General features: G+C 56.7%; 12 protein-coding genes. 9 read left to right on the forward strand and 3 right to left on the reverse strand.

Annotation, left to right across the window (positions count from 1 at the left end):
* Nucleotides 1–515: 515 nt before the first annotated feature.
* From QCE62_RS00470 to QCE62_RS00490, 5 genes are all read left to right on the forward strand, one after another.
* Nucleotides 516–863 carry a hypothetical protein gene (locus QCE62_RS00470; RefSeq protein ID WP_309913059.1) on the forward strand — a complete coding sequence of 116 codons (348 nt, stop codon included), beginning with the start codon at nt 516–518 and terminating at the stop codon, nt 861–863.
* Between the two features lie 99 nt (nt 864–962).
* Nucleotides 963–1,298, forward strand: a complete 336-nt coding sequence (locus tag QCE62_RS00475) for a cyclic-phosphate processing receiver domain-containing protein (protein ID WP_309913062.1) — start codon at nt 963–965, stop codon at nt 1,296–1,298.
* Between the two features lie 270 nt (nt 1,299–1,568).
* Nucleotides 1,569–2,315: a hypothetical protein gene (locus QCE62_RS00480; protein ID WP_309913064.1), complete on the forward strand. Its 747-nt coding sequence runs from the start codon at nt 1,569–1,571 to the stop codon at nt 2,313–2,315.
* A 183-nt stretch (nt 2,316–2,498) separates the two neighbouring features.
* On the forward strand, nt 2,499–5,138 hold the full coding sequence (locus QCE62_RS00485) for a hypothetical protein (protein ID WP_309913067.1): 2,640 nt from the start codon (nt 2,499–2,501) through the stop codon (nt 5,136–5,138).
* Nucleotides 5,135–6,820, forward strand: a complete 1,686-nt coding sequence (locus QCE62_RS00490; RefSeq protein WP_309913070.1) for a hypothetical protein — start codon at nt 5,135–5,137, stop codon at nt 6,818–6,820. Before QCE62_RS00485 ends, QCE62_RS00490 begins: the two co-directional genes overlap by 4 nt.
* A 648-nt stretch (nt 6,821–7,468) precedes the next feature.
* Here QCE62_RS00490 and QCE62_RS00495 read toward each other — a convergent pair.
* The 3 genes from QCE62_RS00495 to QCE62_RS00505 all read right to left on the reverse strand — a co-directional run bounded on the left by QCE62_RS00495 (nt 7,469) and on the right by QCE62_RS00505 (nt 10,662).
* Nucleotides 7,469–8,551, reverse strand: coding sequence for a GTPase (locus tag QCE62_RS00495; RefSeq protein ID WP_309913073.1), 1,083 nt, complete (start codon nt 8,549–8,551; stop codon nt 7,469–7,471).
* Between the two features lie 413 nt (nt 8,552–8,964).
* Complete coding sequence (locus QCE62_RS00500) at nt 8,965–10,278, reverse strand: hypothetical protein (protein ID WP_309913076.1); 1,314 nt, start codon at nt 10,276–10,278, stop codon at nt 8,965–8,967.
* 174 nt (nt 10,279–10,452) lie between these two features.
* Nucleotides 10,453–10,662: a hypothetical protein gene (locus QCE62_RS00505; protein ID WP_309913079.1), complete on the reverse strand. Its 210-nt coding sequence runs from the start codon at nt 10,660–10,662 to the stop codon at nt 10,453–10,455.
* A 181-nt stretch (nt 10,663–10,843) separates the two neighbouring features.
* On the opposite strand from QCE62_RS00505, the gene QCE62_RS00510 reads away from it, so the two are divergent.
* The 4 genes from QCE62_RS00510 to QCE62_RS00525 are packed head-to-tail and all read left to right on the forward strand — an operon-like array spanning nt 10,844 to nt 13,520.
* Nucleotides 10,844–11,164, forward strand: coding sequence for a helix-turn-helix transcriptional regulator (locus QCE62_RS00510; protein ID WP_309913082.1), 321 nt, complete (start codon nt 10,844–10,846; stop codon nt 11,162–11,164).
* Nucleotides 11,157–12,023, forward strand: coding sequence for an ImmA/IrrE family metallo-endopeptidase (locus QCE62_RS00515; protein ID WP_309913084.1), 867 nt, complete (start codon nt 11,157–11,159; stop codon nt 12,021–12,023). The genes QCE62_RS00510 and QCE62_RS00515 overlap by 8 nt, the downstream gene beginning before the upstream one ends.
* Nucleotides 12,011–12,499, forward strand: a complete 489-nt coding sequence (locus tag QCE62_RS00520) for a hypothetical protein (protein ID WP_309913087.1) — start codon at nt 12,011–12,013, stop codon at nt 12,497–12,499. The genes QCE62_RS00515 and QCE62_RS00520 overlap by 13 nt, the downstream gene beginning before the upstream one ends.
* Entirely contained in the window at nt 12,492–13,520 is a 1,029-nt protein-coding gene (locus QCE62_RS00525) for a serine/threonine-protein kinase (protein WP_309913090.1), read from the forward strand. The genes QCE62_RS00520 and QCE62_RS00525 overlap by 8 nt, the downstream gene beginning before the upstream one ends.
* Nucleotides 13,521–14,009 lie beyond the last annotated feature (489 nt).

Below are 14,009 nucleotides of genomic sequence, written 5' to 3' on the forward strand. Positions count from 1 at the left end.
CTCCTGCGCAAGCTTATCTGCTACGCTCCCTTGAAGGGAGGCGTATGTCACGATGAAATGCCCGGACGCAGTGGATGGCGCGCCGTCGCCAAACGACCGGGCAGAAAGTGTTGAAAAGGTCATGGATTTCTGTCAAACAATAACGGCGCCGTTATGCGTTTTATAACGGCAAAGGTCAGCACAGGCCCATCAGGACAAGGGCCCGCCAGGGAACTGCTCATGCACACTTGGTTGATGAATTTCGCAATAACCGCCGTTATCGCATCTCGTAGAATGTGAAGGACGGCGGTAGCGTTCACGAGCACGGAAACGATTCCGCGCTTTTGTATAGCAACGCATCGTTTATATCGTTGAGCTCAATGAGACGTGCGGATTTGGCCCTTCCTGTTCGCGAGTACTTCGACCGAACTTCGTCGTGCGGAAGTGAAAAAGTGCGGACATCCTGAGATGCCGTCGAGCCCAAGGTCGGCCGCGCGCCGAGCGAACCAGAAAAAACAAATGACGGTACAGAGACCATGCAAACAAAAACAACGGGGTGCGGGTGTTTTCAGCCGAATGGCCGTCTAGTCAGCCCAGAGGTTCTGTTCGACGGAACCGATACAACGAACAGTAGCTATGGTGACGTCACGCTGAGCAGATGCCAAAACTGGTCGACGGTGTGGCTGCGATTCTTCATCGAGTACGAATCGTTCGGCCGCTCAGGTCGGTGGTACCGTGCGCCGGTCCCAGCAGAACTGGTGTCCGACGTCACGGCCGAGAACGCGATTCAAATGTTGAATACGCTGGAGCCTCGGTTCGCCGGTGGCTCTCACTTTGACTCCACCGGCTTCGAAACCAAAGCCTTGGTCGACCTGCGGCCGTAGGGACTGCAATTTGGCCTCTCCGCCAAACGCATCGGCGAGCCCTAATGCGCCGACACGCATCCCCAGAGGTTGTCAGGTCCATTGCGGTGAGGGTACTTGATGAGCGACGCGAACTTTTGGCTGTTTATAGACGACCTTCGCGACCCGCCGAGCGACAGATGGGTCGTCGTACGCTCGTCGGAGGAAGCAATTTCGCTGCTCAAGCGGCGAGGCTGCCCGGCGAAGATATCATTCGACCACGACTTGGGCGGAGACGACACCGCCATGGTCGTAGCCAGATGGTTGGTTAATGCCGACCTTGATGTCTCGGGTCGATTCATTCCTGACCATTTCAAGTTTGCGGTCCACAGTGCGAATCCGGTAGGTGCTGCAAACCTCAATGGGCTTCTCGAAGCCTACCTTTCAGTCAAGGCGAGGAATCGAAGTGCGAGTTGAGACTAGAATGCGACGAATTGTGGTGTTGAAAGCAGTAAATCAACTAGAGCTTATAGAAGGGAAGAACTTTGCACACTGTTCCCCCTCTTTTCGCGGGGATGGCGTCGGCTTGGGACCCGTGAGGCAGTGGCTTGCAACCATCGGATTGGGGGGCGCCACGCAACTGCCGGAACTGCGCCCTGTCCGTGCCCAGAGCATCGTCGAAGTGAGCTCTGCGTCGGTATTAACGGAGGCAAACATCGCCGAAAGAATGGTTGCGGAAGGCCCGCAATGAGTGCGGTTCGATTTGCGCCGTGGGTCGGTAGCCACTATTCGAGTGGCGGATTCCGCGGTTTGCGCGTGCTCCTCGTGTCGGAGTCGCATTACGGCAACATCAAGTACGAGCGCCCCGACGTCACGCCAGAAATCGTCAAGGCCTTAGCCCTCGGACTTGTACACCCACATAGCCACGGGAAGTTCGGCAGGCATCCGCATTACGCGAAGATATTTGCGGCGACGAACAATCGCTCGTCAGCCGGGATTTTTCGACGCGCGGAACGCTCCGACTTCTGGGAGAAGGTCGCCTACTTCAACTTCATCCAGCAAATGCTGCCAGCCAGCAGGAGAGAGCCTCCCGTGGACGCATGGGCGCGAGGCAAACCCGCCTTTGCGGAGGTGATTAGGGTCTTGCAGCCTCAGCTGGTGATTTGCTTTAGCTCTCGTAATGGCGCACGAGTGCGCGCTCTCTCGGGGGACGTGCCGGTCGCCGTGGTAAATCATCCGTCAGCTCGCTTTTTGTATCTGGGCGCCAATCCTGTCATCGCTGAGGGCTTCCGGTCGGCGCTCTCCCATGTAGCGTCCGGACGTTCGGCAAGTTTCGTCTCTTCCGGCACGTACACTCAATGGCTGGATGCCACCAGGAATGCTGAGCCAGCGTGCCGCAACATGTCAAAGGAAATGAGACAAGCGCGCCTTGCGCGATGGGCAGAGCAAATGGCAGATATTGACCGACTTGCTGCGCTAACGCTTGCGCAGTAGCGTGCGGAGACGCCGACAATAGGTCGGGCTGATTTTCGCATCTGACGAAAAATTCGTTGATGTCGTGAGTCTCGGGCGCGGACAAGTGCTGTGAAGTGTTTCTCTCTTATATTGGAGCGGAGACTGCCGATATCATGGGTTTGGGCCGATAAAAAAAAAGCGGTGGATTAAGACGGGGATTTGATGACAACGCTCTACGACATACTCGAAGAGGTAGCTCCAAAAAGGGCGTTACTTACCTCCTACACTTATTCGTCGGTTTGGTTTGAGGCAGGGCCCTATCCGCTCTTGCGCAAGGGAGATTGTGAGCAAATCACGGTCATGCTGGACGCGCGCGAGGCTCGGCATAGTGTGGACAACTCTTCGAGTCGATTCGGAGGAAGTCGTTATCGGGTTGTCAGCACTACACCGACCAACGATGGCAAGGGCGGGGGAATTTTCCATCCCAAAATTGCCTATCTCGAGTCCGATAGTGGCGATGTATTCGTGGTCAGCAGCGCCAACTTGACGACTCAGGGGCAGAGCCGGTCATTGGAAGTGCTGGACGCCGTTTCTGCGAGCACGAACCCTTTAGTCTTTGGTCAAATTGCCGACTTCTTCGAGTTGTTGCCGGCGCGTCTTAGTTTGTTGGCCCGTGAAGACGAGGAAATCCTCGCTCGGTTTGCCCGCAGGGCGCGCGCGCAACGTGACCTGTATGTCGCCAATGCGGTTGGTCCGCAAAAAGTCTGGTTGGTGACAACTCTGGCTGATGACGCAGGCGCGCAGTTCGTCGACCTGGCCCGCCGAAATCTGGCCGCACCTAAATCATTGACCGTACTTTCGCCATATTTTGATAAGGACGTGGGAGCGGTCGTGCGCCTGCGTGACAAGCTGGGCGTCAAAAAGGTTCAGTATGCTTTGGCCCGCAAAGATGACCGTCTGATTGCACCTTTCCTTGCGGACATTCCCAAAGGAAACAAGCCGGGATATTTCGTGGAGCCGCCGGACAACGGCCGACCCTTGCATGCCAAATGGTTCGAGCTTGTTGACGTAGAGGGCGAAGCGCTCGTGATGACGGGGTCGGTCAACGCGACGCAACAGAGCCTCTGGAACACCAACAACATCGAGGTCTCGCTGGCGCGCCACGTGGCCCAGTCCACGACAGCGGGTTGGGCGAAAACGGACGACATCCCGCAATACATCCCGTGTGAGTATCCAGCGCCCTTGGCTGCGGACACCACGGTGAATGCCGTCGCACACATCACGCGCAACTATGTTCTGGAAGTTCGTTGTTCCCCCGTGCCGCCCCCGCAAGAGTTGCAACTGAAGTTGTACCATGGCGAACATCATCTCCCGCTTTTGACTGCAGCGCTGGACGCGCGAGGGCATGCCTCGGTGAGAGTGAGCGTACAGCTGGTTCGGGATTTGCCAGACATGGCGCTGTGGCTCACCGTAACGGGAACTGATTTTGAGGCGACGACCTGGGTGAATGTCGAGCCGCAACTTAATGCCAAACCCACGCACGTTGACCTGTTCAAGTCAATTGGGCGGGTCGAAGATGATGCTTATGACGAAGAAGACGCATACTTGCTCTTCAATGCGGCACACCTGCTACTCACGCGCCGCAAGCTGCACAACAATGGACGGGCTCAGCGCAAGGAGGCGACCACGAGTGGCGCCGAAGACTCGTTGGTGTCCGAGGCTGAGTGGCTCGCAGGGCAAGGCACGGGTACGCGTAGCAACAGCCAGCCGAGCGACGAGGCCATTCGCATCTTCAAGGCGCTGGGAAAGTTGCTTGAGATGAGCGACGCGGAAATCGAAAAGGCCTTTGCCGCGAATGCAGATGATGAGGGTAATGAAGTCGGGGAGGATGACGAACCGGATACCGATTCTGTCGGTGAAGGGGAGGAAGGCGTCTCGAAGGATGAACGGCGCGTCAGCAAGCAACGGCAAAAGCGCAAAGAATCGGTGGCGCAGGCTCGGGCCGCTGTGCAATTGGCTATCGACCAACGGTTGAAGCGACCGATGCCCGACGCTTTGGCCATTCTAGTCATCCCGCAGAAAATTCGGAATCATTTGCGAATGGCGATACCGACGGCACTTCGCGGCGTTGACACGGGGCGCGAAGTTCTTGCGGAGGCTGTCCCGGTGAACATATCGTCACCCCTGATGGGGTTGCTATCCACCTTGATGGGCATGCGCTTCGGGCCGACGGTCGTTCACAATCTCTTGCCAATGGTAGCAAGCGCCGGAGCCGTTACGGCGCTGTGCTATGAACGGCGAGGGCTTCCCGTCAATTTCGACCAAATTCGGTCGTGTATCGAAATCTTCGCGGACCGACAGCTTTCGGAGGTCGATTATCAGGGCTTGTTAGAAATGGAATGGCGCGACGGACGCCTGCCGTTGATGCGCATTTTTGAAATCAAAGACTTGTTCGAGCAGACTCGGCGGATTGCATGCGCTCCACGAGTCGAAGACCGTATTGAAAGCGTGTTGACGCTGGCGCTGGAGAATCCGAAGAGCCCTGTACCGGAAGATAGCAAAGACATCGAGTATGTGGTGCAGGCGCTGCGGCGTGCTCCTGGGCGTAACCGCAAGCTTTACTCTGTTATCGTGGCAGACGAAGTGCCGGAGACGGTAGGTTGTCCGCAGTGCTATTCCACCCTCGATAAGGACGAGTTCAAGAAACTAAAGTCGGGCCGCATGGCGGTCTGCAGGGACGTGTGCAAGCGGCCCGTCTTTCTTAAGTTGGGACAGACCGCGAGTCATCTACTTTTCAGACAGGACGAGGCCTGCGTCAGAGATATCCGGGCGAAAACTTTTGACGAAGGAGCGGCTCAATGATTTCAGCTGGACCGACCTTTACGACTGTGCCAGAGCGCTCAAGCGCAGGTGATTTTCTGGGCATGGGGGCCATCGGAGAGCGGATGTACGGTGGCGTGTTTCCGGGGCTCAATAACGCTGTGCGCCACATTCGTCCCTACGCGGCCCTTTGCTGGATGGTGCATACCTTGCATCAGCGGGCGTTCGCGACCGGCGAGACGGACATCGATGTGCTTCGGGAAGACACGCAACGCGGTATCTGGAAAATTCAACTGCTGCTCAACTGGGTTGCTAAGTGCGACGCGGTGGAGGGTTATCCTGGTTACGACCGCTTTGGAGACGACCCGGACGAAGTTGAACTGCGAAAAGAAACGTGGTCGAACATCAAGGTGTCGTTCTGGGACACGGCCTGGTACAAGCCAAGTCTGCTGAACGGTTTGCGCTTTCTCAACGCGGGCACAAAACAGTATCGCGGAACATATTCATGCACGACGGCCGGGATAGCGCTGGCAGAAGCCTATGACGAGGAGGTACAGGCATTGGGGGCAGCCACGGCTAAATGGCTGGCTGACCCGCGTGAATTGCAGTGCACGAAGAAGCGACTCCAAGCGCTCAGGCCTGTGCTTGAACTGGAAAACCCCTCTGCAGGGGAGCAAAAGGCCTTCATGCGACAGTATTTTGGGGCAGAGTTCGACAGACCTTCGGAAGGCGGCCGGAACCGTCGGATGGGCTTGATGCTGGCGCTCCGAACCATTCAGGCGTTGCAGCACGAAGATGCCAGCACAACGATGGAAGACATACGGCATGCGATGGCGGCAGGCTGGACGCCGGGAGGTGCGCCTATCGATGATAAGGGCCTGGAGGGCATGCGTCTGCAATGGGCCGTTCTGCAGGTTCGGGCGTTGCAGCGGTTAGCAATGGAGACTTTGCTTGCGCTGGCTGAACGCCATGTTTTGCTTGCGGAGCAAACGGGCATGGCTAGGCAAAAGGAAGACATTGCGAACGCGATAGCGGCCTATTTGAAGCCATCTAAGGACAATGAGGTCCTGCCGACTATCCAGGAGCATTACGACTGGGCGAAAGCGGAGCAAGGCGCATACAAGACGCTGCAGGCGGCGGGCCTGGTCGACCGGAACCCGCATCTCGGGATTGCAGCGCTCAAGGCGGAGCTTCGTGGCAGTGTCGGTATGGACGAAGCCAACTGGCCCTTCAACGCCCAGCAGGCCGTCTGGACGTTGATTGTCTGTGCGATTGAAGCCGAAAATTTGTCGCGGGAAAAAGGTGCGAAGCGGCTTCTGGACTGGGACGCAGGCAAGCTATCACTCAACCGCCTTCGTAAGGCCATGATTACCTACAAGAATGAGTCGACTGAGGAATTCGCGCGGCATGTGGTGCGGCACTTTGTGATTGAACAGCATCTGAGCATCGCTACAGAACGGTCTGTTGCTGGTCTTGATGGTAAGCAACGGTTTGTGTTCTCTCCGGAGCGGGATGGCTTGGCTCGTTCTGCGGAGGTTGGCGCTGCACGCTTCGTGGACCCGCAAGAATCGTGGGATATTTTGTTCCACGCGCTCCTCTTGTTGAGGAATTGCGGAAAGCTGCGATTCGAGCCCGTCGAGGACGGACCGGCCTATACGAACCGGTTTGACGGTACGTTCACCCTGAACAACGCCGGACGACGGCTCTTGGAAGAGGCGGTTTAGGAGCTACGCGCCATCGTCAGGAACCGATACAGCGGACAGCAATTTCGGTGAAGTCAAGCTGATGGGTGCCAACGCGGTTCGAGCGTATGCCTGCGGTTCTTCATTCATTGCGAGTCAATCAGCCGCTCGTGTCGGTGGTACCGTGAGACAGTCTCGGCCGAACTTGTGTCCAATGTCACGGCTGAGAACGCGATTGAGATGTTGAATGCGCTGGAGTCGCCGTTCGCTGGCGGCTCCAGCTTCGACTCCGATGGGTTTGAGCCAAGCGGCTTGGTCGACTAGCAGCGATAGCCGGGCGGTCGAGACAAGCTGGCCAAAGTTTCACGAGCCGGTTCAGCCGGAGGCCTGGCCGACAGCCTCCAGTTCACCACCAGCCGCCGACGACTTGTCCGCGAAAGACGGCGGCAACCGCAACGAGGATGGGCGGAGAATGGCGCCGATGCAGCCGGGCACGATGACGGAAAGGGACCCGATGACAATGACGTACCGCGGGAGACCGGGGCGCACGTTGCCGCAGTTGAGGACCGCGTCGTGGCGGGGGGCCGCGCGGTTAGCACAACGCTGCGCGAGAGCAGGAAATGACCTGGCTGGTCATCCCCCGTTCTGCCGACATCGCGCGCGCGGGCTGCACTGTTTCGGGTTGCCTCGCTAGTGTGACCGTTTGAGACGATTCACGAACGCGTCTGCGACTTCCTTCGCCGTGAGGTCCTCGATGGACCGTTTTTCCAGCAGGGTGCACAGCGCGTAGATGTATGCCTCGCCGAATGCGGTGGTGAGCGCTGCGGCCGTGGTCCCGGAAATGGCGCCTCCGACCACGCTGCCCACGCCGGGTATCAGCTTCAGCAGGGCGCCCACCGCGGCCCGGCCCGCGAGCGTGCCACCAATGGCGCTCATGGACGAGCCCACTAGGGTGCCGATGAAACCCTCGCTCAGGTTCAGTCCGAAGATGGCGGAAATCGTGGCAATCATCGTCACCTGAACCGGCACGATGCCAATCGCATCAGAGAATGGAATGGGGATGGCGCCAATGCCAGCGGCAGATACTGCGGCCGCTCCCACTGCAAGGTGGCTTCGTTCGGTTTTTTTCGACAAATCGACCTTCTGGGCCGCCACAAACGCGTTTGCTTGACCCTCAGGAAAAAGCTGGGAGGTGACCTCCACCAGTTCCTTGAGACCAACGGGTAGCAGCTCATGCCCCTCATCAAGCGTCTCCCGGATTGCCCTGACCCTCACGACCTGCTTGCTTGCAGGCAGCAGCCGCTCCACTTCCTTGTCAAAGCCGTTATTTGACCGCGCCTTTGTAATGACAGCGACGGTGGGGATACGGTACCGGGCGAGTAGTTCCAGCAGGTCTGCCTCGGCCTGCTCGACGCGTCGCGAGTCCTCGGCAATGCAAATCCACGCGACATGCACATGCTGCTTGGCGTCGTCCGAACCGTTGCGGTCGCGAATCGCGTCTTCCAGCTGCTTCTTCGTGTTTTCGTAGTCGGCCACCTCGATGCCCTTCGTATCGATGATGGTCAGGGGGATGCCGGCCTTGGTGTATTCGCGGGTATTTTGCGTGACCGGCCGGCCAATGCCCGTCTTCGCTAGGTCCCCCTGGAAGACGGCGTTGACCAGCGTGCTTTTTCCGACGCCGGTCTTGCCTGCTATCAGTACGTTGGCGTGACCTACCTTCGCCTTCGCGGTTCTCAGCGCATCTTCGATAATTTTCTGAAAGTCTTGTGTCATTTGCACCTCGGGTTCCCGCCTGTCACACGTTCCCCGTGACATTGGCTGTTATCTGAATCGAATTGACAAGCTGTTCATGCGGGTTATCGGTCGAGGCATCCAATTCTTTAATGCATGCTCTCGCCGCGCCCGTCTGCGCAGCTAGCGCCTGAATCGCCCTGTGCGGTAGTGGAGGGCTCCGATGTCAGTAATCCCGAAACTGACGGGAGCCGATGACCGACCCGCGCACAGAATCAGGTAGCTTAGCCAGCCGCCGCGCACATTGGCGGAAACCGCAGCAATGCAGAGACGTCCGCCGGCAAGAGGTAAGCCGACGTCGCGGAGGCGTGCGCTCGCGAGACCGCGCCGTGGTCAGAACCTAAACTTGCTGCCATTGCAACATTCGACCCGGGAGCGAGACCGCAGGTCCAAAACTACTCGCTCTCGACCGTTGCCGCCTCCTTCACAGCCTTTTTCGCGGCGCTCCGCTTCTCTTTGGCTGCAGTCACGATACCTCGTGCCTGCTGAGAAATCTGCCCTGCCAGTTCCGGGGCGATGCGCAAAGCTTCTTTGACGATGTCAGACGACAACAACTCGTGCCATGGGCTACCGTGCGTTTCTTGGTCAACGAATCGGAGCGGTTGCTCGTCGAGTCGCGTCAGTGCTGTTGAGAAGAGACGCTTTTGGAAATCCTCATCAAGGTGCAGTGCTTCTCGACGGTAGCCTTCGTAGGCCTTCGAAATCGAAGCCTTGTAGGCATAGTCTTCCGCAAGCTTGAACCGCTGGCCGATTTGCTTTGTGGCGAGCCACGCAAACCAGACCGGCGCGCCGACTGAAAGGAGGGACACGGCAAGCCGCGTCCAGACAATGGTGGAAGTTGTTGACGCCTGAATTGCCTCGGAAAGTTGGTGCAACTGCATGCCACCGACAGTGGCTCCGGCGACAAGGGCAGCGACCAGGCCAATGACCCAAGGCAAAATCGAGCGACGTAGCGACTCCGCCCGGTCGTGGAATGCACCGGCAAGGCCCACTGCGGTCGATGCTCGCATGGCGTTCTCAGACCATTCGACAACCTTTTTGGCATTGGCGGCAGTCTCCTCAAGCTCCTTGGCGACATCTCGCGCTTCGGCGAGGATGAAATCGATGTCGCCGCCATGTCGCTGGGCCTTTTCCGTCAGCTGTTTCAACTCGGCTTGCGTTTCACGTAGCGTCTGCAGGTCTGTCGGCAATCGCTCCGCGGCAGCATGCGCTTCAAGAATCTCAGCGACCGTACCGTCGAGATTTTCGACCTTCGGCTGCAACGTGCTGCAACGTGCTTGCATCGAGCGAATCGAGTTCTGCAGTTGCCTAAGCGCTTTCTGAGCCTCTGTCGGCTCACGTCCCCGCATCGAAAGTGCCACGCGAAGCGCGCGTTCCAGCGCGTCCAGCGTAGTCAGGTAGGCCGGAACGGCCGTTACGCCATTTGCCCCGTTCCAAAACTGAGGGACAGTGCTGTTGCGCAGGAACTGCAACCGGGCGGGATATTCGTTGAGCAGACGGTGGTCTTCATCCGTCAGGTGCTCCGAGCCTTCGTCAGAGATTTGGTCGGCCAGCCCTTGGGCTCTGGCAGCAAGCTCGTCGCGGCAAATTCCGACACCCCCGAACTGATTGGTGGCGATGCTTATCGCGCGCGCATCATTCGACTCGCGGACTTGTTTTGCAAGTGCATCGAGTTCGACTTTCAGGTTCTCCAGTGTTGGGTGCAACATTCCGCCTCTTCTCCAAAAAAATAACGTGGTGCCCGTTGCCTGCGCCCATACCAGCCATAGAACTAGCACGACATTCCAATACTACATCTAGCCCTTTAGATATAGGTAAAATATACCCAAAACATAATAAATTATACCGGTAAAAAATGCCGACTCCGCGGTCGGCACATACCTTTAGCTTTTCTTGAGCAATTCGCTCAAGGACTTCGCGCCGGTGCGGTCAAGGACAGTGTCCAGGCGCGCATCAGAGCGAATTCCGGGCGCGAAGCCTTCGCCATACTCTCTACGGAGTGTGCGAACCAGCGTATCACCACGTTTCTGGCGAATTTCGCCGTTGGCATCGCGTTGACGGCCGTCGAGGCCTTTCGGGTAGTGCTTGGTCATGGCAGTTTTCCCAAAAAAGAATCGAATGAATGTCGCTCAAAGTGGCAAAAAATTTCCGCTACTCCGAACTTAAGTCGCAGTGTCGCTTCCGCCATATGAAAAGTCAAGCAAACTTTCGATGAAGAGTATGAAAAAGTTCGGAACAGTGGTATTTTTGTATCATTGGAATTGGAGGTGCAGAATGGCCACTCGGCTCGGCGAAAAGCTTCGCGAGTTGCGTAAGGGGAAGAAACTTACCCTTGAGGCTCTGGCTGCAAAGGCAGGCTTGAGTAAGAGTTATTTATGGGAGCTCGAGAACCGCGAATCGCAGCGACCCTCAGCGGAGAAGCTGATGTCGTTGGCAGACGCCTTGGGGGTCAGCTCAAGCTTTCTCATCGAAGATGACGTAGAAGCGCCGGAGCAGCACCATCTCGATGAAGCGTTCTATCGCAACTACAAAAAGCTGGACGCTACTTCGAAAGAGCGGCTGCGCAAAATACTTGATGCACTAAAGGATGACTGAGACTTCCGGGGCGATGCTGACGCCGCACAAGGCAGCGTTTCACCTGACGACCGTCCTAAACATGTACAACGTGGCGCATTCAACCGCGCGCTTTCCGGTGGACGTCCCTAACCTGGCGAAGCACTGCCATGAGTTCTTCCACTGGGACGATGCCATCGAGAAAGTCGTCGGTGCGGACATTGACAATTTCGAGGGATGCCTTGCTCGCATCGATGACGACCGTGGTTGGGCGATTCTGTACAACACTTCTATCCAATCGTCTGGACGCGTGCGCTTCACGCAAGCTCACGAACTCGGGCACTATGTCCTTCATCGAAAAGTCCGTTCGCTGTTCGAATGCACGAGCGAGGACATGTATGCTTGGCAATCAGACGAACGCAAAATCGAGTCCGAGGCGGATGTATTTGCGGCGAATTTACTCATGCCACTGGACGACTTCAGGGAGCAGATTTCAGGCCCTGTCACTTTTGGTCAACTGAGCCTGTGCGCCGAGCGATACGACGTCTCCCTGACGGCCGCGGCGCTGCGATGGGTAAGCGCCACAGACAGGAAGCTCGTTCTAATTGCTTCCAACGATGGTTACGTGCGTTGGTCAAACTCGAGCGATGCTGCGTTTAAGGGAGGTGCCTTTTTTCGGTCGAGGCGAGACCTCGTTGAAGTACCGCTGGAATCATTGACGGCCGACGTCACCGTAACGCGTGAGCTCGAAGGTGTACTGGTGCCGGCAAAAATCTGGTTCCCGAATGCCCGAACAGGAACCAAGATTCGCGAGATGAAGATAGACTCGGAACAGTATGGGGCGCTCACCCTGCTCGAGTTACCGAGCACCGAAGACGTCTGGGCGCCGTGGAGTCCCTAGCTGAAAAAGATATTGAGATGAGAACTTTAGGAATTCGCGTTGCGCCGAAGAAGGTCACATTTGTTGTGTATGACTCTGATAAGCAGGAAATGGTGAACGTCGAAGACATCGTAGTTCCCAAAGCGATGGAAACGCCCGAGCAGTTGAAATATGTCCGGAATACGATTTTGGACATTATCCGTGAGTATGGGGTTGAGCGAGCCGGCATCCGGATTGCAGAGGGGCTCGCCCAAAGCGTACCTGTGGAACGGTACGCGCTCGAAGGTGTCGTTCAGGAGGCGTTCGCAAGCAGCGAACTCCAAGGATATTTTTGTGGCCAGATTGCGAGCATGGCTCGGCGGGTGAAGCTCACTCGGGACGTGCTGAAAACGTACTTGGCCGGTGACGCGAACTACCAACGCGTTCCGGGCTGGATGGACCATTCAAAAGAGCAACGCGAGGCAATCGTTGCCGCGCTGGGAGCTGTGAATGCTTAACCTCCAGACCGAAGCAAAGCTTCATTTCGAGAAAGTGCGTGAGATTGGAGCAGAAGGTAAGAATTCGGTAGTCTTCCTTGCTCGTGACCTGCAGTTGGATGCGGAGCTTGCTGTCAAGCGCATTACGAAAGCATCGTTCAAGGATGTCGGCGAGTATTTCCGCGAGGCTAGCATGCTGTATTTGAGCGACCATGCCAACGTCGCGCCGATTCACTACGCATGCCAAGACGATGAACACATTTATCTGGCGATGCCTTTTTTCGCGGCAGGCTCGTTGAACAAGGTGTTGGAAGCGCGATTCCTGAGCGTTCGCGAAATCATCCGCTACGCGATTCAGTTCTTGAGCGGTCTGCACAACATTCATTCGAAAGGCCTGATTCACTTCGACATAAAGCCGGACAACATCATGCTGTCCAATCGGAATGAGGCGCTCGTATCTGACTTCGGTCTTGCTCAGCATATGAACGAAGACGGCCTTGCGGAGCCGGCGGCGAGCTATGTAAAAAACGTTCCGCCTGAGGGTTGGCTTCAAGATGCTCATTCGGTCCAGTTTGACATCTATCAGGTCGGACTTACTTTGTACCGGATGTGCTGCGGAAACGCTGCGTTTTACGAACAGCTCAAGGTCTTCAAGAAGCAAGAAGACTTTGCCGTCGCTGTATTTAAAGGGGAATTCCCGGACAGGAAGCGTTTTCCGGCGCATATACCGAACGCGCTCGCCCGAGTGGTGAAGGCTTGCATAGCGCCCAAGCTCGAAGACCGCTATAAGTCGGTAATCGAAGTGTCAAACGCACTGGCTGCAATCGAAGGCAACGAACTTGACTGGTTCTATACAGTGGATGCCGATGGTTCCAGAACGTGGACCAAGGAAACCGATGAGAAGACACTCGTACTCAAGGTCGATGCGAAAGACACCTCTGAGGCCACGAAACGAACCGCGCAATCTGAGCAGCGAATCAAAGCTTTTTGCTTGAAGAATATAGACGATAAAACGATTCGCAGCTTCCTCAAGGAGCATTGAGATGTCGTCGTCTATCAAGAATCGCTCGACAAACTATATGACGAGGGCGAAGTTAACTTCACCCAAACGCGTGAGGTCGGAACCCTGCTCGGAAGACGAGTTCCGGAAGAAATTTGCGTCACGGGAGTACACGATAGACAGCGCCGGATACATTCATTGGCGCGCGGCGAAGACATCGCGAGGCTAACGTTTTCGTTTGTGAGTGGCAGGTTAAAGGGGCGTCGCGAGGCGCCTTTTTTAAGTTTGGTGGTCTAAGCAAAGCGAAAGTCCGCCTGTGTTCCGGCAGACACCACGCGAGACCTCGTCAATGATTGCATGCTTCAGATTGACGACCTTTGCGATTCAATGCGGTTCGGTTGGGAACGTTAGCATGCGGCACGCTCGCTCCCACTCGCAGGTGCAGGAATCCAATGGACATCGCCACCGCCTGATACCGCAATAGCATTTGCACGCTGCGCGATTACCCCGTCGAAAAACTGATTCAATGGC

The sequence above is a fragment of the Caballeronia sp. LZ033 genome (assembly GCF_031451265.1).
Lineage (GTDB): Bacteria > Pseudomonadota > Gammaproteobacteria > Burkholderiales > Burkholderiaceae > Caballeronia.